This is a genomic window from Streptomyces sp. CHD11, from assembly GCF_018638295.1.
Classification (GTDB): Bacteria; Actinomycetota; Actinomycetes; order Streptomycetales; family Streptomycetaceae; genus Streptomyces.
In genome coordinates, this window is the sequence record NZ_JABTTS010000030.1 from 82,226 (window position 1) to 102,110 (window position 19,885).

Genomic DNA, 19,885 nt, shown 5'->3' on the forward strand with positions numbered 1-19,885 from the left:
GTGCGGAGAAGGCGAGCCTACCCGGTCCCCCTGACCCGATCGGGTGACCCGGACCGCATCGACGCACTGACCTGCGGATCATCCCGCTCGTCTGTGCTGTTTGGGACGCGATCGTTTCTCGATGTACATCCGCTCGTCGGCGGATTTGAGGACTTCGTCCGCTGTCATCCCGCAATGCGCCCAGCCGATGCCGAAGCTGGCGCCGACCCGTACCGCCCGGCCCTCGGCCCGGATGGGCTGGATGATCTCGTTGCGCAGCCGTACGGCGAGGTCCTGGGCGTCGGCCCGGCCGAGCCCGTCGGCGAGGATCACGAACTCGTCGCCGCCGAGCCGGGCCACGGTGTCGCCGTCCCGTACGCCGTTGCCGAGCCGTCGGGCGACCTCGATGAGCACCGCGTCACCCGCGTTGTGACCGAACCGGTCGTTGATCGACTTGAAGCCGTCGAGGTCGCAGAAGAGCACCGCGAGCCCCTTGGTGCCGTCGTCGAACTCCGCGGCGGGCGCGATCATGTGCACATGGCGGTCGAAGTTGTCGTAGCCCTCGGCGCCGGGCGGGAAGTCGAAGTCGTGCCCCCGGTCGAAGACGGGCGGGCCGTGGGCGGCGTCATGGGAGTCGAACGACTCGAAGGGCTCCATGGAGTCGACGTCGGAGGGGAGCCCGCCCTGCGGCGGCTGCCGGCACAGCCGCGAGGACAGCCGCGCGCGCAGCTCGGCGGAGTTCGGCAGTCCGGTCAGCGAGTCGTGGGAGGCGCGGTGGGCGAGCTGGAGCTCGCGGCGTTTGCGCTCCTCGATGTCCTCGACGTGGGTGAGGAGGAAGCGGGGCCCGTCGGCGGCGTCGGCGACGACCGAGTTGCGCAGCGAGACCCAGACGAAGGTGCCGTCCCGGCGGCCCAGGCGCAGCTCGGCGCGGCCGCCCTCGGCGGAGGTGCGCAGCAGGGTGCCTATGTCCTCGGGGTGGACGAGGTCGGAGAAGGAGTAGCGGCGCATCGCGGAGGCGGGCCGGCCGAGCAGCCGGCACAGGGCGTCGTTGGTGCGCAGGATGCGCCCGTGCTGGTCGCCGCCCATCTCGGCGATGGCCATGCCGGAGGGCGCGTACTCGAAGGCCTGCCGGAAGCTCTCCTCGCTGGCCCGCAGTGCCTGCTGATCGCGTTCGAGACGGACCAGGGCGCGCTGCATGTTGGCGCGCAGACGCGCGTTGCTGATCGCTATGGCTGCCTGGAAGGCGTACATCTGCAGGGCCTCGCGGCCCCAGGCGCCGGGCCGCCGGCCGTTGCGCGGGCGGTCCACGGAGAGCACGCCGACCAGCTCGCCGGAGGTGCCGCCGCCCTGCGGGCCGGGCGCGTACATCGGGGCGAACAGCCGGTCGGAGGGGTGCCACTCGTCGTCGAAGCGGGGCGCGGGCCCGTCGGTGTACCACTGCGGGACGTCGTCGTCGTCGAGGACCCAGCCCTCGGTGTGCGGTATGAAGACCAGGTCGCCCCAGCGTTCGCCCATGGCGAGGCGGCGGTCCCAGGACTCGCGCGATCCGGCCCGGCCGGTGATCAGGGCCTCGGCGGCGGTGTTCCCGGCCAGGGCGGCGACCACGAGATCACCGTCGGGGCGTACGAGGTTGACGGCCGCGAGCTCGTAGCCGAGGGCTTCCACGACGCCGTCCGCGACCGTCTGCAGCGTGTCCGCCAGACTGCGTGCCGTGTTCATGTCGGCCATGGCCTGGTGGAGTTGCCGCAGCGACGCAAGACGAACGTAGGGTTCCGACTCGGTCTCCATCCTCGCCCTCCCCCCGAGACCTCGGAGCGAATCAAGGGTTCTCTTCGGCGTATCGTCGTACCAGCTTCCCCGCCACTGAATCACAGCGCGCTGCTCACTCGGTACACAGGGTCAACAATTCCCGCCCCTTGTGACTCAAGTCACAGCTAAACGTGAACAATTGCGTGACCTTCCCATGGTTTCCCCGCACATTTCCGACCGTGTTTTTTTGCGGTGGTTACGCAAGGGCTGTACCCGGATCGGGCGTTGGTCCTAGGTCCCGGTTCGGGCTGCGGTCCGATGCGGTGCCGGTGAGGCGGAGATTAGCGTTCCTGTGTGCTGAACACTCCCGCCGCCCCGGCCGCGATCACCGTTCCGACCCCCGCCCGGCATGCTGAGGGGGTGAGCAACGACGAGTTCCGTGCCGCCCTGTCCCGTCTGGCCGCCGGCGTGGTCCTGGTGACCGCGCGGGAGGCGTCGCTGGACCCGGACGACCCCGGCGCACCGGTCGGCGAGGACGTCGGCATGACCGCGACCGCGTTCCTGTCGGTCTCCCTGGACCCGCCTATGGTGCTGGTCAGCCTGCGCAACGGCTCCCGCATGGACGACCTGCTGGACGAACAGCCGATGTGGGCGGTGTCCGTGCTCTCCGAGAGCCAGCGGCACATCGCGGGCCGCTTCGCGATGAAGGGCCGCGTCAGCGACCGCCTGTTGTTCGCGGACATTCCCTACCAGCGCGGCGAGCACAGCGGGGCACCCCTGGTGGGCGGCGCGCTGGCGACCCTGGAGTGCCGCACCGAGCAGCGGGTGCCGGCCGGGGACCACACCCTGGTGATCGGCCGCGTCCTGACCGCCCGGGTCCCGAGCGCGGAGGGCGGCCCGCTGACGTATTTCCGGGGCCGCTACCGGCAGCTGGGCTGAACGCCGAAGCCCCGCCCACGTGGCCGGCATACCCTCCACTCGACGGGATCGGCGTCCGCAACGCACCCGGACACCGAATCACCCCGGGCGTGAAGCCCACTCCCCCGGGCCCTGGACCCTTGCCACAACAGCAAGGCCCGCGGACACCCCGTCGGCGGCCCCGGCCGAACCCGGCACCGGCACACACCCCCAGGGGCGCGGGGAACCGCGCGACCAGCCACGACGCACCCGCAGCGACAGTCATGCGGTGCCCCCTCCGCCCCAGGACCACCCACCCCCACAGGAGCGCCGGGGCCGGAGCCCCGCCCGGAGGGAGCCGGGGTTCACCCCCAGTCCCGCGCGGAGCGCCCCCGCTTCGTCTCGGACCGCTGCTTCTTCTCCCGCAGCCGCCGTTCGTTGATCCCGCGCGGAATACGCGTCGCCCGGCGCGGCTTCGGCGGCGGCGCGGTCGCCTCCGCGAGCAGCGCGGCCAGCCGCACGGCGGCGGTCTCACGGTTCCGCCACTGCGAGCGGTGCTCCGAAGCGCGCACAGTGATCACCCCACCCGTCAGCCGCCCCTCGAGCCGCTCCAGCGCCCGCTGCTTCCACACCTCGGGCAGCGCCCCGGTACCGGCGAGGTCGAAGCGCAGCTCGACCTGGGAGTCGCTGGTGTTCACATGCTGCCCACCCGGCCCCGACGACCGCGAGAAACGCCACATGAGCTCGGCCTCGGGCAGGGAGACGGAGCCACGGATGACATACGGACCGGACATGCCGTACAGGTTCCCGCGTCCGACAGGGCCACGTCACCCGAATATCCCGATCCCGGGTAAAGAAAGTAAAGCCAGCTGGAACCTCGCGTACCCCTCTCCGCGTTCAAGGTGGTAGCTGTAGCTTCTAAGCCGTACGTAAACGAGGGAAGGGACTCCCAACAATGGCTGTAAGCCTGTCCAAGGGTGGCAACGTCTCGCTCACCAAGGAGGCTCCGGGCCTGACCGCCGTCACCGTGGGCCTCGGCTGGGACGTCCGCACCACCACCGGCACGGACTTCGACCTCGACGCCTCGGCGATCGCGGTCAACACGCAGGGCAGGGTCTACTCGGACGGCCACTTCGTGTTCTTCAACAACAAGCAGACCCCGGACAGCACGATCGTCCACACCGGTGACAACCGCACGGGCGAGGGCGAGGGCGACGACGAGGCGATCAACGTCAACCTGGCCGGTCTCCCGGCCGACGTCGACAAGATCGTCTTCCCGGTGTCGATCTACGACGCCGAGAACCGCTCGCAGAACTTCGGCCAGGTGCGCAACGCGTACATCCGCATCCTCAACCAGGCCGGCGGCGCCGAGATCGCCCGCTACGACCTGTCGGAGGACGCGGCCACGGAGACCGCCATGGTCTTCGGCGAGCTCTACCGCAACGGCGCGGAGTGGAAGTTCCGCGCCGTCGGCCAGGGCTACGCCTCGGGTCTCGTGGGCATCGCCCAGGACTTCGGCGTCAGCGTCTGACGGACACCGCTTCCGTCGGCGGAGCCCCGGCCGGATTCCTTCCGGCCGGGGCTCCGGCGCGCGGCGGGGGCAGTCCGTATGCCCCGGCCCGCCCGAGGCGCCACCGGGCCGCACGGGTCGCAGGCATGCCTCACGGCCCTCACGGCCCTCACGGCCGCGCAGGCCGCCCCTCCCCGTACAGCCACTGCTCCCAGATCCCGCCGAAGTCCTCCTGTGGCGCCGACCTCTCCACGTACGCCGTGAACTCCGCCGTGTCCGCGTTGCCATGACGGTGCTCCTCCGCCCAGCCCCGCAGGAGCGCGGTGAAGGCGTCGTCACCGACCGTCTGCCGGACCTTGTGCAGGACCATCGCACCGCGCCAGTACACCGGGGTGGCGGAGATGCGCGCCGCGTCCGGCGGATCGGCCGGCGGGAAGGCCCAGACCGCCTCGTTGCTCTCCGCATCCGGGAAGTACCCACCGGCGTACAGCGCGTCGAAGGTCCGCTGCGCGCTGCCGCCGCCGTGGTCCTCCTCCCACAGCCACTGCGCGTAGGTCGCGAAGCCCTCGTTGAGCCACATGTCCCGCCAGGTCCGCGGGGTGACGGAGTTGCCGTACCACTGGTGGGCGATCTCGTGGACCAGCAGGCCGATGTCGGGAGGGCCGGCGAAGACGGGACGGTTCTGGGTCTCCAGCGCGTACCCGACGTCCCCCGGCCGGTCGACGATCGCGCCCGTGGAGGAGAAGGGGTACGGCCCGAAGGTCCGCTCCGCCCAGGCCACGACCTCCGGGATCCGCGCGAGGACCGCCCGGCTCGCCGCCGCCTGTTCCGGATCGACGGCCGTGTACACGGGCAGCCCGCCGGGGGTCTCCGTACGGCCGGTCTCGTACCTGCCGATCGCGACGGTGGCGAGGTATCCGGCCATCGGCTCACCGGCCCGCCACCGGTACGTCGTACGGTCCCCCTTCGTCTCCTCACCGTCCGGCTCCCCGTTGGACACCGCGCGCAGCCCCTTCGGCACGGTCACCGCGATGCTGTACGTCGCTTTGTCGGACGGGTGGTGGTTGCCCGGGAACCACGCCATCGACCCCACCGGCTGCCCCAGCGCCAGCGCCCCGTCGGCGGTGCGCAGCCAGCCCTCCTGGGAGCCGTCCGGGTCGGTGACGGTCTCCGGGGCGCCGGAGTAGCGGACGACGACACGGAAACGCGCCTCCCGGTCGAGCTTCTCGCGCGGCCGGACGGTCAGCTCCTGACCGTCGCGGCTCCACCGGGCGTCCACACCGCCGACGGTGACGGTCCGGACGTCGAGACCCTCGAGGTCGAGGTTGAACGCGGTGAGGTCCCGCGTCGCGCGGGCGGTGATCTCCGCGGTGCCGGTGAGACGGTGGGCGCCGGGGTCGTAGGAGAGGTCCAGGGCGTAGTGCAGGGCGTCATAGCCCCCGTTGCCGGCCTGCGGGAAGTACGGGTCGCCCGCGCCCGCTCCGCCGGACCCGTCCGAACCGGTCTCCGCACCGCTTCCGCACGCCGCCGACGACATCGCGAGCAGGACGGCGGCGACGGCGCGGGAACCTGAGCGGGGACGGGAGGAGCGCACTTCGGGATCCTACGAGGACGGCGGGCGCACCCTCCGCGATCCCGCCGGAGCCGGTGCGCCGCGTCATGACAACATCACCCACGTGCTCGACATCGGCTACGCCCTCTCCAACCGCTTCCCCGATCCCCCGCAGACCGACTACCGCCGCGTGGACGTCCACGCCCTGCGCCACGACCTGTTCTGCGGCGACGTCTATCTCGCCGACACCGCGTCGGACCGCGAGCTGTCCACAGCCTGGGGATGGGTGCCGGTACTCGACTTCGCGTGGGCGCTGTGCGACATCGTGGAGCACCTCGACCGGGACCCGGCCGGCTCCCGCGCCTCCCGGCCCCAGCACGCGGAACTGGACTTCACCGAGTCCACCGACCGCCTGCTCTTCGAGCGCCGCTTCGGCTGGGTGGACATCGAGGCGGAGTGGCTGCCCGCCGGCGAGCCCCCGCTGACCTTCTCCCACGCCGAACTCCGCCGCGAGGCACGCGACTTCCTCCACGACCTCATCGCCGACCTGACCGACCTGCACGACGACCTCGCCGAGAACCCGGCCATCTGGACCATCCAGGCCCGCTTCCCCCGGCTGGCCTGAGCCGTCCGGCGGATCACGTCGGAGGAAACCGGCGGCCTTTCCTCCTCCCGGCGCCTCAGCCCTCCACCCGGATCCCCAGCTCCCCCGCCAGCGACGGCGCCAGATCCAGCAGCTGGGCCGTGCTGATCACCGCCCCCGACAACCGGTCCACCCCCCGCGTGATCTCCAGCGCGGCGGCCCCGCGCAGGTCCACGTCCGCGAGCGTGGCGCCCGAGAGGTCCGCGCCCTTCAGCGCGCAGTCCACGAACTCCACCCGCTCCAGCCGCGCCCCGCCGAGATCCGGCTCGACCAGCACGCAGCCCTCGAAGACCACGTCCGTGAGCCGGGCCCCCCGCAGGTTCAGGAAATCGATCTTGCCGCCGCGGATCAGCACCCGCTCCAGCACCGCCCCGTGCAACTGCGTCCCCCCGAGCCGCGCGTCGGTCAGCTCGACATCGCGCAAGGTCGCCTCGGCGAGATCCGTGCCCACCCCGCGGACACCGGCCAGCACCGAATCCAGCACCCGCGCCCGGGACAGCCGCGTCCCGTCCAGGGCGCACCCCGTCAGCGCGCAGTCCATGAAGCGCGCTCCTCCGCCGTCCTGCCCCGCGAGGTCCGCCTCCCGGAAGTCCAGCCCGTCGTAGTCCCCGTCCGGCTCCAGCCCGCCCCCCTCGTACCGCTCGAGCGCCGGCAGCCGCAGCTCCGGGCGCCGCGCCGCCTTCACCCCTGGGCCGTCCGCCGCTCTCCTCGCCATGCACCCATGCTGCACGCCACCACTGACAATCACCCCTGCCTGCGAGACGCCGCGCATGTCACACTCCGGCGCCGTCGGCCCGCCCGGCACCACCGGGTGCGACCGGCCCGCCGTCGACCGGGGCGACGGCGTCCACCGGGCCCCCGGAGAGAACAGGGCCACCACCGGCAAGGTCGTCCTGAAGCCGTAAGAGGCCCCCGTACGGGCCCCTGGGCGAACTACCGTGCACGAGGTGATCGACATTCCCACCGAACTCGCCGCCGCCCAGGAGAAGTACAACAAGGAGGCCGGCCGGGCCTTCATCGCAGCCCTCCCCGGCCTCGCCGCCGAGTTCCTCGACCGCTGGAACCTGAGCGTCACCGGGGCCCCCATGCACGGCGTGAGCGCCCTGGTCCTCCCGGTCCACCGTGCGGACGGCACCCCCGCCGTCCTGAAACTCCAGCTCCGCGACCACGAGAGCGAGGGCGAACCGACCGCCCTGCGCCTGTGGAACGGTGACGGAGCGGTACGCCTCCTCGACCACGACGAACCCACCGGCACCATGCTCCTGGAACGCCTCGACGCCTCCCGGATGCTCGCCCACCGGCCCGACGTCCACGAGGGCGTCCTGGTCATCGCCCGTCTCCTCGCCCACCTCCACACCACCCCGGCCCCGCCGGGCATGCGTCACCTCCGCGACATCGCCGCCGCCATGCTGGAGCGGACCCCCGCCGTCCTGGAGCGCATCCCGGACCCGGCGGCCCGCCGCCTGACCGCCGACTGCGCCGCCGCCGTGCGCGAGGTCGCCGGCGAACCAGGCGACCGGCTCCTGCACTGGGACCTGCACGACGAGAACGTCCTCGCCGCCGACCGGGCCCCCTGGCTCGCCATCGACCCCAAACCCCTCGCCGGCGACCCGGGCTTCGACCTCTGGCCCGCCCTCGCCAACCGCTTCGACCCCGGTGACGTCCTCTGGCGCTTCGACGCCATGACCGAGATCCTCGGCCTCGACCGCGCGCGGGCACGCGCCTGGACCTACGGACGTCTGCTGCAGAACTGCCTGTGGGAGACCGAGGAAGGCCGCCCCCTGGACGAGGCGGACCTGGAGATCGCCCGCCGGCTGCGCGGTCGTGCGGCATGAAGAATCCCGGGCCGGAGAAGGTCCCGCCCGGGATGCATGGAGCCCCCTGTCGGATTCGAACCGACGACCTACGCATTACAAGTGCGTTGCTCTGGCCATCTGAGCTAAGGAGGCGGCGCGCGCGAAGGCTGGTCCACTGTACACAGGGCCGCTTCCGCGGTGCCACGCAGTTCAGGGGGCCGTTCCGGCCGGGCGGTGCCGGAGACGGGCGAGGAGTTCGCCCGGCCCGCCGGGTTCGACCTGGCCGCGTACCGGACGGAGTCCTCCCGGCGGCCCGAGGAGGCGATGCGGCGGAACACCGCGCGCCTGCGGGTCTCACCGCGCGGACAGAGGCTGCTGCCGACGCGCGGTTCGGGGCGGCGGGAGTGCGGGCGCTCGCGGAGGCGGGACCGCCGGACGCCCGGGGGTGGGTGAAGGTGATCGCGCACGAAACCGGACCGTCACGATCGCGATCGGAAGTTTCCGCGAAATTCACAGCCCTGGAACTACTGACAGACCAGGTGAACGCCAGGTACCGTCCTGAGCCAGTTCACTCATGTGGACCACACCACAACGGAACACCGTCGTGGCATCACCTTCCTACTCGGATCGTCCGGCACGTTCCTGCCGGTAGAAGGGGACCATTCACCATGGCCACTGTCACGTTCGACAAGGCGACCCGGGTCTACCCCGGCTCCACCAAGCCCGCCGTCGACGCCCTGGAAATCGACATCGCGGACGGCGAATTCCTCGTCCTCGTCGGCCCGTCCGGCTGCGGCAAGTCCACCTCGCTCCGCATGCTCGCGGGGCTCGAGGACGTCAACGGCGGCGCCATCCGCATCGGCGACCGCGACGTCACCCACCTGCCGCCGAAGGACCGGGACATCGCCATGGTGTTCCAGAACTACGCGCTCTACCCGCACATGTCGGTCGCCGACAACATGGGCTTCGCGCTCAAGATCGCCGGCGTCAACAAGGCCGAGATCCGCAAGAAGGTCGAAGAGGCCGCGAAGATCCTCGACCTCACCGAGTACCTGGACCGCAAGCCCAAGGCGCTCTCCGGCGGTCAGCGCCAGCGTGTCGCCATGGGCCGCGCCATCGTGCGTGAGCCGCAGGTGTTCCTCATGGACGAGCCGCTGTCCAACCTGGACGCCAAGCTCCGTGTGTCGACCCGTACGCAGATCGCGTCGCTCCAGCGCCGTCTGGGCATCACCACCGTCTACGTCACCCACGACCAGGTCGAGGCCCTCACCATGGGCGACCGGGTCGCGGTCCTCAAGGACGGTCTGCTCCAGCAGGTCGACACCCCCCGCAACATGTACGACAAGCCCGCGAACCTCTTCGTCGCCGGCTTCATCGGCTCTCCGGCCATGAACCTGATCGAGGTGCCGGTCGCCGACGGCGGTGTGAAGTTCGGCAACTCGGTGGTGCCGGTGCAGCGTGACGCGCTGGCCTCCGCCACCGACAAGACCGTCACCGTCGGTGTCCGCCCCGAGCACTTCGACGTGGCCGGCGCCGACTCCGACCAGGGCGTCGCGGTCACCGTCAACGTCGTCGAGGAGCTGGGCTCCGACGCGTTCGTCTACGGCACCGCGCACGTCGGCGGCGAGACCAAGGACATCGTGGTCCGCGTCGGCGGCCGTGAGGTCCCGGAGAAGGGCAGCGTGCTGCACGTCGTGCCGCGCGCGGGTGAGAGCCACGTGTTCTCCACGTCGACCGGCGCCCGCCTGTCCGACTGAGAGCGGCCGCACCGAACCGTACCGAACCGTCTTGACCTGGGAGGGCCCCGCAGCGCGCTGCGGGGCCCTCCCACGTTGTCGACAAATACCCTGGCACAACGGGCATTTCGAGCAGTGTGCGTCAACACGTCGTGCGAAATCGAAGGTTCCCTGTCCCCCGTAACGGTGACGGAATGTTTCCGCACCGCTACCGGACGCTACCCTCACACGCGTGAAGCACTCCACTAACCCTCAGACGCGACGCGGCCGCGGCACCGCCCGTCGGATCGGCCGTTCCCTCGCCCTCGTCCTCCCTGTCGTCCTGGTGCTTTCCGGGACCCTCGCGGTCGCGCGGGTGAACTGGTCGGGCACCCCCTCGAGCCCGGTGCTCGCCGCCGCGGACACCGCCGCCTCCGCCCCCGGCGCCTCCTCGCGGGCCGGTGCGCGGGCACCGCACGAGGTGCTGCGCGACACGCTGCTGGTCGAACTGCAGAAGGAGAACCCGGGTGTGGCGCTCACTCACCTCCAGCAGGCGGTGAACGACCGCCCGTCCCTGGCGAAGCACTGCGCCTCGATCGCCCGCTCCCTGGGCAGGGCCGCGGTCCGCGTCTACGGCCCGACCCAGGCCCAGTCCTACGCCCGCCCGGTCTGCGACACCTCCTTCGCCTCGGGAGTCGTCAAGGCCACCAGCTGACCCCACCGTCCCCGCCACCGCCGCCACCGCCGCCACCGCGGGCAATCGCGCCGCGGGGCGATGGGGGTCCCCCGCTCGAGCGCAGTCGAGCGTGGGTGAGGGTGGGCGCGGCGGCACCCCGCAAGCGCCGGGCAGGCGAACACCCCGCACCCCGCACCCCGCACCAGCAAACGCACGTGCCGGCGCATCGGCACGACTGCCCGCAACCCCAGGCCAGGCGCCGCGTAAAGTGCGGGCATGACCGACCCGCGTGCCGTCTCCCGCCCCGTACAAGCCGTCATCCTGGCCGGCGGCCAGGGCTCCCGGCTCCGTCCGTACACCGACGACCGGCCCAAGCCGATGGTCGAGATCCCCGGCACGGGAACCCCGATCATCGGCCATCAGCTCACCTGGCTCGCCGAGGAGGGCGTCACCGACGTCGTCGTCTCCTGCGGCCATCTCGCCGAGGTGCTGCAGAAGTGGCTGGAGACCGCCGAGCTGCCCGTCTCCGTCACCACCGTCGTCGAGACGGAACCCCTCGGCCGCGGCGGCGGCCTGAAGTACGCCGCCGCCCGTCTCCCGCACCCCGACCAGCCCTGGTACGCCACCAACGGCGACATCTGGACCCGGTTCTCGCTGCGCGACATGGCCGACTTCCACACCGAGCGGGACGCCGTCGCCACCCTCGCGCTGGCCCGCCCGCGCATCCCGTGGGGCGCGGTGCGCACCGACGGCTTCGGGCACATCACCGACTTCATCGAGGCTCCGCCGTCGACCTCCGAGATCAACGCGGGGGTGTACGTCTTCTCCGCCGAGTTCGCCGGTCTGCTGCCGGAGCGTGGTGACCACGAGCGCACCACGTTCCCTCGCCTCGCCCGTGAGCGCCGGCTCGCCGGATTCACCATCCCCCAGGGTTCCTACTGGCGGGCGATCGACACCGCGAAGGATCTGACGGAGGCCGCGAAGGAACTGGCGGGACAGGGCCGCTGACCTGAGTCACCGACGGATGCACGGACAGGTGGGGTCCCGCACGGCGAACCGTGNCTCCCCCGCGGACCGCCGCGAAAACCTGCCGGCACGCGCCCCGGACGGGTGGTGAACCGGGACAATCCGCCGCACTGCGGTACTCCGGACGGAGGTGATCCGCGACACGGTGCCACCGACCGGCGTCCCAGGATCTAATCTCGTGCCCACAAGCCCCCCCCCCCCCCCCCCCCCCCCCCCACCCCCCGTGGCGCCGGGAGCGCTATCCCAAAAGGCCGCCCACCAGACCCGGTTCGCCCGAGGAGCCGCCGTCTCCCTCGCTCGGGGCGCCGCCGCCGCTGCCTCCGGAGGCGCCGCCGCCCGAGGTCGGGCCGGATGTGGTGCTCGGGGCCTGACCGGCCGGGGAGGACTGCTGGGGCGGGGCCTGGCCGGCGCTGCCCTGGGTCTGGCTGGGCGCGCCGGTGGTGGCGCCCGCGCCCTGGGTCGCGCCGGGGGCGGTGGTCCCGGCGGTCGGGCTCGCCGAGCCCGACGTGGCGCCCTGGGTGGGCGAGGTGGAGGCGGACGGGGTCCGCTTCTCCTCCTGGCGCTCGCCCGACTCCTCCGGCAGCGGTGATCCCGGAAGCTCGTTGCGCGGGGCCTCGCCGGGCCCGGGGACGACCACCCGGTCGGCGTCCCGGACGGCGCCGCCGAGCAGCGAGCCGACGAGCATGGTCAGCCCGCACACCACGAAGGTGATGAGGACGCCGCGCCGCAGTACGTAGGCGCGCAGGTCCCAGATGTCCGCCCGGGGACCGAGCCGGCGCCAGGCGGCTCCGGCGAGGCGGCCGTCGACGGAGTAGACGGGGGCACCCGCGATGATCAGCGGCGACCAGGCGGCGAGGTAGATGATGTCGGGCGTCTCGTAGGCGGGGACGCTCTTCCAGCTGACGGTGACCAGCAGGGCCGCGGAGAGTGCCGCACCGGCGACGGCGGCCACCCGCTGCCAGCAGCCGAGGACGGTGAGGACACCGACGACGACCTGGGCGAAGGCGATGGCCAGCCCGGAGCCGATGGGGTGCTCGAGGGCGAACTGGCGCAGGGGCTCGGCGACCTCCCAGGGGTGCAGGGTGTGCAGCCACTTGACCATGGAGCCGCGGGTGCCGCCCTCGAAGTACAGCGGGTCGCAGAGCTTGCTCATCCCGGCGTAGACCGAGATGCCTCCGAGGAAGACGCGCAGCGGCAGCAGGACGACGCCGAGGTTCAGCCGGCGGCCCGGGTAGTAGGCGTGCCGGGCCGCTTCGTCGCCGGGCCGCCTGCCACGCCGGCCGGTGCTCGACTCGTCGTCGTGGACGGGTCCGCCGTGGCCCGGGGTGCCGTGGGCGTGGTCGTAGCCGGGCTCGTCGTCGGCGCTGCCGTAGGGGCGCATCGGGGGCAGCAGGGGACCGTCACCGGGTGGGCGGCGCTGGGCACCGACGAAGGGGGTCTCCAGGGGCTGTGTGGCCGGGCCCTCGTCGTAGCCGGCGTCGTACCCGGTGCCTGTGTGAGGCAGGACCCGGGTGCCTCCGGAGTCGGTGAACAGGTCGTCCGCGTGGCGGACGCCCCCGTGCTGCCGCACGGCCTGGAGCAGTCGGTGGGCCCCGGTGTCGTCGGGGGCGGACCGGCCGCTCCAGACGACGGGACGGCGACGGGCGGCCGCGGCCGGCAGCGCCGTGCCCATGCCGGTGACGACGGGGATGCGGGCGGTGTCCTCGGCTGCGCTCAGGTGCCGTGCGATCCGCGGCGACGGTGCGCGCCGCGCCGAGACGCCCAGCTGCACGCGGAAGCTGGCGTGATTGACGATGACCTGCGCCGGATCGCTCGGCACCTTCACCATGCTCAGCGCGGGAGCGTCGTCGATTCCCGACGAGCGGTCCCCCGTGGGTGTGCGGGGTGTTCTGGTGTCCACACTCATCTAACCGAGTGACACGGCGTTAGGACACTGCCTTGACCGGCCGGATGTGTCCGGACCGCGTCAAGCCTGTCCGGACCCCTCCGAATCCTCCATGTGGGTGACGCGACCGAACAGCCGTTCAGCTCCGTCGGCGCGCCGCCTCGTACAGCACGATGCCCGCCGCCACACCGGCGTTCAGCGACTCGGTACCGCCCGGCATCGGGATCCGCACCCGGTGGTCGCAGGTCTCGCCGACCAGCCGGGACAGCCCCTTGCCCTCACTGCCGACGACGATGACGACCGGCCCGTGCAGCGCGGCCAGTTCGCCGACCTCGGCCTCGCCGTCGGCGGCCAGGCCGACCACCGCGATACCGGCCTTCTTGTACGCCTCCAGCGTGCGCGTCAGATTGGTGGCGCGGGCGACGGGCGTACGGGCGGCCGCACCGGCGGACGTCTTCCAGGCTCCGGCGGTCATCCCGGCGGCCCGCCGCTCGGGCACGACGACACCGTGGCCGCCGAACGCCGAGACGGACCGGACGACCGCGCCGAGGTTGCGCGGGTCGGTCACCCCGTCCAGGACGACGATCAGCGGGTCCCGCCCCTCGTCGTGGGCGCCCGCGACCAGGTCCTCGGGGTGCGCGTACACGTACGGCGGCACCTGGAGGACCAGACCCTGGTGGTTCAGCCCGTTGGTCATGCGGTCGAGTTCGGGGCGCGGCGCCTCCATGAGGTTGATGCCGCCGCGCTCGGCCGCGAGCTGGAGCGCCTCGCGCACCCGCTCGTCGTTGTCGATGAACTGCTGGACGTACAGCGTGGACGCGGGCACGCCCTCGCGCAGCGCCTCGACGACCGAATTACGGCCGACGACGAGCTCGGAGGACGAACGGCCCCCGCCGCGCCGCGGCTGCGGGCGGCCGGCCGTGGCGCGGCGCGTCTTCGCCTGGGCGGCGCGCTGCTTGGCGTGCCCCTTGCGCATCTCGGCGGGCGGCGTCGGCCCCTTGCCTTCGAGGCCCCGGCGTCGCTGGCCGCCACTGCCGACCTGCGCGCCCTTCTTGCCGGACATGCGGCGGTTGTTCGCGGCCATGAGGTATCCGTCTCCGTGAAGTCGTGGGTGTACTGCTGTGGTGCGTACGTCTGTGAAGTGTGCCGTCCGGAGGCCCGGACGGCACACTTGATCTTCGAAGGCCCAGGCCGGGCGGCCCGGCCTCAGCGCGGTCCGAGGCTCCAGCGGGGTCCCTGCGGGCCGTCCTCGATCACCAGACCGGACTGGCCGAGCTGGTCGCGGATGGCGTCCGCGGTGGGCCAGTCCTTGCGCGCCCGTGCGGCCTCGCGCTGGTCGAGGACCATACGGACCAGGGTGTCGACCACGCCGTGGAGGTCCTCTCCGCGCCCGCTCCCGCCGGCCCACTGGGGGTCCAGCGGGTCGAGTCCGAGCACACCGAGCATGGAGCGGACCTCGGCGAGGCGCGCGACGGCCTCCTCCTTGTCGTCGGCGGCCAGCGCGCTGTTGCCCTGCCGGACCGTGGTGTGCACGACCGCGAGGGCCTGCGGGACGCCCAGGTCGTCGTCCATCGCCTCGGCGAACGCGGGCGGCACCTCGGCGGCGGGTTCGACGACACCGCCGGCCTTCTCCACCACGCGCTGCACGAAGCCCTCGATCCGCGCGAACGCGGACTCCGCCTCGCGCAGGGCCTCCTCGCTGTACTCGATCATCGACCGGTAGTGCGGGGTGCCCAGGTAGTAGCGCAGCACGATGGGCCGCCAGTGCTTCACCATCTCACTGACCAGCACCGAGTTGCCGAGCGACTTCGACATCTTCTCGCCGCTCATGGTGACCCAGGCGTTGTGCACCCAGTACCGGGCGAACTCGTCGCCGTAGGCCCGGGCCTGGGCGATCTCGTTCTCGTGGTGCGGGAAGATCAGGTCCAGGCCGCCGCCGTGGATGTCGAAGGCGCCGCCGAGGTACTTGTGCGCCATCGCCGAGCACTCCAGGTGCCAGCCCGGACGCCCGGGGCCCCACGGCGTCTCCCAGCTCGGCTCACCGGGCTTCGCCGTCTTCCACATGGCGAAGTCGCGCGGGTCCCGCTTGCCGGTCTCGCCCTCGCCCGAGGGCTGGAGCAGGTTGTCGAGCTCCTGGTTCGACAGCTTCAGGTACTCGGGGAACGAGGCGACGGCGAAGTACACGTTGCCCTCGGCCTCGTAGGCGTGCCCTCGCTCGATGAGGCCGCGCATCATCTCGACCATCTCGGTGATGTGGCCGGTGGCGCGCGGCTCGTAGGTCGGGGGGAGGCAGCCGAGTGCGCGGTAGCCGTCGGTGAACGCCCGCTCGTTCTCGTAGCCGATGGCCCACCACGGGCGGCCCTGCTCGGCGGACTTGGCGATGATCTTGTCGTCGATGTCGGTGACGTTCCGGACGAACGTCACCTCCAGGCCGCGGTACTCGAACCAGCGGCGCATGATGTCGAAGTTCAGGCCCGAGCGGATGTGCCCGATGTGGGGTGCCGCCTGCACGGTGGCACCACACAGGTAGATCGAGACGCAACCCGGCTGGAGCGGGGAGAAGTCACGGATCTGCCGGGCGCTGGTGTCGTACAGGCGAATAGTCACGGCACCAGGGTAGTAGGCGCGGCGGCGTGCGCGGTCCGTGGTGCCGCCCGGCGGCGGGGCGGCGTCGGCGATGCCTCCCGGCGGGGCCGGTCACGCCGGCGCGGCGGGACCGCGTTCCGGCGCGGCCCCGCGCCCCTCGGCGGCCGGGCCGCTCACCCCTCGCGCACGACCAGCGCCGTCGCCACCGCCATGAGGCCCTCTTCCCTGCCCGGGAAGCCCAGCCCGTCCGTCGTGGCACCGGAGACCGAGACCGGGGCGCCCGCCGCCTCCGAGAGCAGTGTCTGGGCCTCCTCCCGGCGTCTGCCGATCTTCGGACGGGGACCGACGACCTGTACGGCGATGTTGCCGATGCGGAAGCCGGACGCGCGGACGATGCGCGCGGCCTCCGTCAGCAGGGTGACACCCGGCGCGCCGGACCACTCCGGGCGGCCGGTGCCGAAGTGCTGTCCCAGGTCGCCGAGACCGGCGGCGGAGAACAGGGCGTTGCAGGCGGCGTGGGCGACCACGTCGGCGTCGGAGTGACCGGCGAGCCCCGGCCCCGCGTCCTCCCACTTCAGGCCGGCGCACCACAGGTCGCGGCCCTCCTCGAAGGCGTGGATGTCGGTGCCGATGCCGACCTGCGGCAGCGGGTACGGCCGCTCAGAAGCCATCGTTGAGCCTCCTGCGGGCCAGGACCGCCTCGGCGAGGACCAGATCGAGGGGGCGGGTGACCTTGAAGGCCTCCTCGTGCCCGGGGACGGCGACGACGGTGAGGCCGAGCTGTTCGACCATGCTCGCGTCGTCGGTGACGTCATCGGTCACCGTCGCGTGGGCGCGCACCAGGGTGTCCCGGTCGAAGCCCTGCGGGGTCTGCACCGCACGCAGCAGGGACCGGTCGGGAGTGGCGACGACGGCTTCCGGCTCGCCGGGGGCGGCGGGCTCGACCTGCTTGACGGTGTCGGCCAGCGGCAGCGCGGGGACGGCGGCGGGCGCTCCGTCACGTACCGCCTCGACGACGGCGTCGACGGTGTCCACCGGGACGAGCGGGCGGGCCGCGTCGTGCACCAGGACGATGTCGTAGCCGGGCGGCAGCGCGTCCAGGCCGAGTTTCACGGACTCCTGGCGGCTCTCACCGCCGGGGACGACGAGGAAGTCGGTGCGGTCGGGCAGCGCGTGCGCGTCGAGGAGTGTCCTCACCTCGGCGGCCCCGTCGGGCGGGGCCACGACCACGACCAGGGAGACGGCACGGGAATCGGCCATCGCGCGGATCGCGTGGATGAGCATGGGCGTGCCGCCCAGCGCGCGGAGAGCCTTGGGGGCGCCCGGCCCGAGGCGTACACCACGGCCCGCGGCCGGAATCACGGCCGCTGTGCGGGAGGCCGTACGGCCGGGCGCGGGGTTCGGCGACGGCGGAGGGAGCGGATCGGCAGACATCGGTTCCTGTCAGGTTTGTGTGCTCGGCCTACGTGGGTATGGCCTGGGCGTACCCCCTGCTCCGGAGCGGGGGAAGTGCCGGGCGTGCTCGCCTTGACCAGCCCCTTCCGTGACTCTGGTCGAGCCGGCCGCCCGGGGCCCGGCACGCCGGGGGTGGGGCGTGAGTGACGGCACATTCCTCACCACGGCGCAGGCAACAGCGTACGTACCGTGTTCGGGTACGAACATGCCGCAGCGCCCGGCGACGTCCATGACGTCATCGGGCACCGCGGCATTTCGATGCGCTGAGTGCTGCTTCGTCCTGCTGCTCCGGGGACCGGTGCGCTCCGCCGAGCGCCGGGACACCGACCGGATGAAGCTGCGCCCAAGAGGCCTCAGGAGGCGAGTACCTCGTCGAGCAGGGCCTCGGCCTTGTCCTCGTTGGTGTTTTCGGCGAGAGCGAGTTCGCTGACCAGAATCTGACGCGCCTTGGCGAGCATGCGCTTCTCACCGGCGGAGAGTCCGCGCTCGCGCTCACGACGCCACAGGTCACGCACGACTTCCGCGACCTTGATGACATCGCCCGAGGCGAGCTTCTCGAGATTTGCCTTGTAACGACGGGACCAGTTCGTGGGCTCTTCGGCATACGGTGCGCGCAGCACCTCGAAGACCCGGTCCAGCCCTTCCTGACCGACCACATCACGTACGCCGACGAACTCCGCATTGTCCGCTGGCACACGTACCGTCAGGTCACCCTGGGCGACCTTCAGCACCAAGTAGGTCTTGTCCACGCCTTTGATCTGGCGAGTTTCGATAGCCTCGATCAGCGCGGCCCCGTGATGGGGATAGACCACGGTGTCGCCAACCTTGAACGTCATGTGACAGGTACCCCTTCCGTGGCTATCCAGGGTAACACGGAAACGGCGTCTTCTGAATGGCGTTTTCGCAGGTCAGGGCCATTCTCGGGGCTTGACAACTGCAACAGGAACGTGCTGCGGACGCCTGGCGGAAGCAGGTATTCGCAGGTCGGAGCCTCTCTCCGGCGCAGGCAAATCACGCGGTCCACACGCCCCCGAAGCCGCACACAAGTAGCCGAACATCCCGATATGTCCGGTTGTCGCGCGCCCAAGTTCCGCTACTCCGTTCGATGAGCCCGGCCGGGTTCCGGCCGAATCCGGAATTGATCACACGGTGTGAGGATCGGCGGCGGTGATCAATTCCGCGGCCCGCCCTCATTCCTCCGCGGAAATACGTGATCAGCCGAAAGCCGTGGTCCCGGAGCGGGAGTGGCGCGCGGGGGAGAGCGGTAGCGAGAGCGGTAGCGGCACCGTCCTTACGCGACATCACGAAGCCGAAGTGACGGCTATTTACCGGTGAGTCGCACGTGACACACGTGACACACGGGACCGACTGGGCCGGAAGGGACCACCGGGGCACGAAGGCCGGTGATCGGGTGACGCCTCCGGCGCCCACACCGCTCCCTGGGCTAACCCCGGACCCCTCGGGGAGGGTCGGGTGCGACGCCGCCGGAACGGCTCGGTAACCTGAGGCCGCTGACACACACTTAGGGCGACCGGATGCACCCGGTCGCCAAACGCTCAAGTCAAGGAGTAGCCGCCGCCGTGAGCAGCAGCCTTCGACGCGGCGCCCTCGCCGCCGCCGTCATCGCGTTCTCGATCGCCTCGCTCTCCGCGTGCGCGGCCGGCAATAACGCCCAGAGCCTCCAGATCCAGCCGGACAACGCTGCGACGACCGTCGGCGACATCAAGGTCCAGAACGCCATGGTCGTGACCCAGCCCGACCTGGAGTCGACCGGCCCGGCCGTCGTCGCCGCCACCCTGTTCAACGAGGGCAGCACCGACCAGACGCTGGAGTCGATCACCCTCCCCGGCACCGGCAAGACCGCCGAACTGACCCCCGCCGAGGGGGGCAGCCTCACCGTCCCGGCCGGCGGCAGGCTGATCATCGGCGGCGAGGGCAACGCCTCCGCCGTCCTGCCCAGCAGCCGCGAGGCCGTCCGGGACGGCAACGCGCAGCAGGTCACGTTCACGCTCAGCGAGACCGGCGAGGTGAGCCTGCGGGCGTTCGTCTACCCGGCCGAGCACTTCTTCGAGGGCTGGGGCCCGAGCGACATCCCGGCCGCGCCGGGCGCCTCGACGGAGCCGTCGACGGAGCCGTCGGCGGAGTCCTCCGGCGAGCCGGACGCCGGCAGCACGGACGAGCCCGACGCCGGCGACACGGACACGGACCCCTCCGGCACCGGCGACTCCGCGGAGCCCGGCACCGCGACCGACGCCGCCTCCGCCAGCCAGTCGGCCGGCCAGTAGGCCCACGCACCACACGGAAGGGCGGGCCCCACACCGGGACCCGCCCTTCCGCACGACCACGGACACGTGACCGCGGGCACCCGGCACGGGGCACGGGGTGCTCCGCGGACCGGCGCCCCGCGGCCTACGGC

Annotated in this window: 19 protein-coding genes, 1 tRNA gene and 1 pseudogene; 10 read left to right on the top strand and 11 right to left on the bottom strand. The window is 72.0% G+C overall.

The genetic code is table 11. The features are described from left to right. Positions 1–78: 78 nt before the first annotated feature. A complete protein-coding gene (cdgB, locus tag HTV45_RS26745) occupies positions 79–1,767 on the bottom strand; it encodes a diguanylate cyclase CdgB (RefSeq protein WP_215208452.1) in 1,689 nt (562 codons plus the stop codon). A gap of 315 nt (positions 1,768–2,082) precedes the next feature. Here cdgB and HTV45_RS26750 point away from each other — a divergent pair, with 315 nt between their 5' ends. Further along, a complete protein-coding gene (locus HTV45_RS26750; RefSeq protein WP_215208453.1) occupies positions 2,083–2,667 on the top strand; it encodes a flavin reductase family protein in 585 nt (194 codons plus the stop codon). A 323-nt stretch (positions 2,668–2,990) separates the two neighbouring features. Here the strand turns inward: HTV45_RS26750 and arfB are convergent, their stop codons facing one another. Further along, a complete protein-coding gene (gene arfB, locus HTV45_RS26755) occupies positions 2,991–3,428 on the bottom strand; it encodes an alternative ribosome rescue aminoacyl-tRNA hydrolase ArfB (protein ID WP_215208550.1) in 438 nt (145 codons plus the stop codon). 152 nt (positions 3,429–3,580) lie between these two features. Here arfB and HTV45_RS26760 point away from each other — a divergent pair, with 152 nt between their 5' ends. Continuing rightward, complete coding sequence (locus HTV45_RS26760) at positions 3,581–4,156, top strand: TerD family protein (RefSeq protein ID WP_103543134.1); 576 nt, start codon at positions 3,581–3,583, stop codon at positions 4,154–4,156. 148 nt (positions 4,157–4,304) lie between these two features. Here the strand turns inward: HTV45_RS26760 and HTV45_RS26765 are convergent, their stop codons facing one another. Further along, entirely contained in the window at positions 4,305–5,672 is a 1,368-nt protein-coding gene (locus tag HTV45_RS26765; protein WP_215208551.1) for a M1 family metallopeptidase, read from the bottom strand. 139 nt (positions 5,673–5,811) lie between these two features. Here HTV45_RS26765 and HTV45_RS26770 point away from each other — a divergent pair, with 139 nt between their 5' ends. Beyond that, positions 5,812–6,312, top strand: a complete 501-nt coding sequence (locus HTV45_RS26770; protein ID WP_215208454.1) for a hypothetical protein — start codon at positions 5,812–5,814, stop codon at positions 6,310–6,312. Positions 6,313–6,367: 55 nt separating this feature from the next. Here the strand turns inward: HTV45_RS26770 and HTV45_RS26775 are convergent, their stop codons facing one another. Beyond that, positions 6,368–7,045 carry a pentapeptide repeat-containing protein gene (locus HTV45_RS26775; RefSeq protein ID WP_251692798.1) on the bottom strand — a complete coding sequence of 226 codons (678 nt, stop codon included), beginning with the start codon at positions 7,043–7,045 and terminating at the stop codon, positions 6,368–6,370. Between the two features lie 55 nt (positions 7,046–7,100). Here HTV45_RS26775 and HTV45_RS34890 point away from each other — a divergent pair, with 55 nt between their 5' ends. Next, positions 7,101–7,235 (top strand): hypothetical protein, encoded by a 135-nt coding sequence (locus HTV45_RS34890; RefSeq protein WP_285899688.1) that lies wholly within the window; start codon positions 7,101–7,103, stop codon positions 7,233–7,235. Positions 7,236–7,268: 33 nt separating this feature from the next. Beyond that, on the top strand, positions 7,269–8,165 hold the full coding sequence (locus tag HTV45_RS26780) for an aminoglycoside phosphotransferase family protein (protein ID WP_215208456.1): 897 nt from the start codon (positions 7,269–7,271) through the stop codon (positions 8,163–8,165). A gap of 37 nt (positions 8,166–8,202) precedes the next feature. Here HTV45_RS26780 and HTV45_RS26785 read toward each other — a convergent pair. Further along, a tRNA-Thr gene (locus HTV45_RS26785) sits at positions 8,203–8,279 on the bottom strand. Positions 8,280–8,357: 78 nt separating this feature from the next. Between HTV45_RS26785 and HTV45_RS34500 the strand changes: the two are divergent. From HTV45_RS34500 to HTV45_RS26800, 4 genes and pseudogenes are all read left to right on the top strand, one after another. Beyond that, positions 8,358–8,584, top strand: a pseudogene (locus tag HTV45_RS34500) (transcriptional regulator); the annotation flags it as partial. 210 nt (positions 8,585–8,794) lie between these two features. Continuing rightward, positions 8,795–9,883 (top strand): ABC transporter ATP-binding protein, encoded by a 1,089-nt coding sequence (locus HTV45_RS26790; RefSeq protein WP_215208457.1) that lies wholly within the window; start codon positions 8,795–8,797, stop codon positions 9,881–9,883. Positions 9,884–10,094: 211 nt separating this feature from the next. After that, positions 10,095–10,556 carry a hypothetical protein gene (locus HTV45_RS26795; RefSeq protein WP_215208458.1) on the top strand — a complete coding sequence of 154 codons (462 nt, stop codon included), beginning with the start codon at positions 10,095–10,097 and terminating at the stop codon, positions 10,554–10,556. A 237-nt stretch (positions 10,557–10,793) separates the two neighbouring features. Next, the gene (locus tag HTV45_RS26800) at positions 10,794–11,525 is read left to right on the top strand and encodes a nucleotidyltransferase family protein (protein WP_215208459.1); all 732 of its coding nucleotides are present in this window, start codon (positions 10,794–10,796) and stop codon (positions 11,523–11,525) included. 256 nt (positions 11,526–11,781) lie between these two features. On the opposite strand, the gene HTV45_RS26805 is transcribed toward HTV45_RS26800, so the two are convergent. The 6 genes from HTV45_RS26805 to HTV45_RS26830 form a co-directional block, all read right to left on the bottom strand. Continuing rightward, positions 11,782–13,449: a DoxX family membrane protein gene (locus HTV45_RS26805; protein WP_215208460.1), complete on the bottom strand. Its 1,668-nt coding sequence runs from the start codon at positions 13,447–13,449 to the stop codon at positions 11,782–11,784. Positions 13,450–13,567: 118 nt separating this feature from the next. Further along, a complete protein-coding gene (gene rlmB, locus HTV45_RS26810; RefSeq protein ID WP_215208461.1) occupies positions 13,568–14,512 on the bottom strand; it encodes a 23S rRNA (guanosine(2251)-2'-O)-methyltransferase RlmB in 945 nt (314 codons plus the stop codon). Between the two features lie 122 nt (positions 14,513–14,634). Beyond that, positions 14,635–16,035, bottom strand: coding sequence for a cysteine--tRNA ligase (cysS, locus tag HTV45_RS26815; protein WP_215208462.1), 1,401 nt, complete (start codon positions 16,033–16,035; stop codon positions 14,635–14,637). A 152-nt stretch (positions 16,036–16,187) separates the two neighbouring features. After that, a complete protein-coding gene (gene ispF / locus HTV45_RS26820; RefSeq protein WP_215208463.1) occupies positions 16,188–16,685 on the bottom strand; it encodes a 2-C-methyl-D-erythritol 2,4-cyclodiphosphate synthase in 498 nt (165 codons plus the stop codon). Beyond that, positions 16,675–17,448 carry a 2-C-methyl-D-erythritol 4-phosphate cytidylyltransferase gene (gene ispD, locus HTV45_RS26825; protein ID WP_215208464.1) on the bottom strand — a complete coding sequence of 258 codons (774 nt, stop codon included), beginning with the start codon at positions 17,446–17,448 and terminating at the stop codon, positions 16,675–16,677. Before ispD ends, ispF begins: the two co-directional genes overlap by 11 nt. Before the next feature lie 374 nt (positions 17,449–17,822). Then, entirely contained in the window at positions 17,823–18,305 is a 483-nt protein-coding gene (locus tag HTV45_RS26830; protein ID WP_006380568.1) for a CarD family transcriptional regulator, read from the bottom strand. Positions 18,306–19,049: 744 nt separating this feature from the next. On the opposite strand from HTV45_RS26830, the gene HTV45_RS26835 reads away from it, so the two are divergent. Beyond that, complete coding sequence (locus HTV45_RS26835; RefSeq protein ID WP_215208465.1) at positions 19,050–19,754, top strand: DUF461 domain-containing protein; 705 nt, start codon at positions 19,050–19,052, stop codon at positions 19,752–19,754. Positions 19,755–19,885 lie beyond the last annotated feature (131 nt).

Bases quoted from the DNA above. Each gene is read 5' to 3' on its own strand.
- cdgB (WP_215208452.1), bottom strand. From the start codon at position 1,767: ATGGAGACCGAGTCGGAACCCTACGTTCGTCTTGCGTCGCTGCGGCAA.
- HTV45_RS26760 (WP_103543134.1), top strand. From the start codon at position 3,581: ATGGCTGTAAGCCTGTCCAAGGGTGGCAACGTCTCGCTCACCAAGGAG.
- HTV45_RS26765 (WP_215208551.1), bottom strand. From the start codon at position 5,672: ATGTCGTCGGCGGCGTGCGGAAGCGGTGCGGAGACCGGTTCGGACGGG.
- HTV45_RS26775 (WP_251692798.1), bottom strand. From the start codon at position 7,045: ATGGCGAGGAGAGCGGCGGACGGCCCAGGGGTGAAGGCGGCGCGGCGC.
- HTV45_RS34890 (WP_285899688.1), top strand. From the start codon at position 7,101: ATGTCACACTCCGGCGCCGTCGGCCCGCCCGGCACCACCGGGTGCGAC.
- HTV45_RS26790 (WP_215208457.1), top strand. From the start codon at position 8,795: ATGGCCACTGTCACGTTCGACAAGGCGACCCGGGTCTACCCCGGCTCC.
- HTV45_RS26800 (WP_215208459.1), top strand. From the start codon at position 10,794: ATGACCGACCCGCGTGCCGTCTCCCGCCCCGTACAAGCCGTCATCCTG.
- HTV45_RS26805 (WP_215208460.1), bottom strand. From the start codon at position 13,449: ATGAGTGTGGACACCAGAACACCCCGCACACCCACGGGGGACCGCTCG.
- rlmB (WP_215208461.1), bottom strand. From the start codon at position 14,512: ATGGCCGCGAACAACCGCCGCATGTCCGGCAAGAAGGGCGCGCAGGTC.
- ispF (WP_215208463.1), bottom strand. From the start codon at position 16,685: ATGGCTTCTGAGCGGCCGTACCCGCTGCCGCAGGTCGGCATCGGCACC.
- ispD (WP_215208464.1), bottom strand. From the start codon at position 17,448: ATGTCTGCCGATCCGCTCCCTCCGCCGTCGCCGAACCCCGCGCCCGGC.
- HTV45_RS26830 (WP_006380568.1), bottom strand. From the start codon at position 18,305: ATGACGTTCAAGGTTGGCGACACCGTGGTCTATCCCCATCACGGGGCC.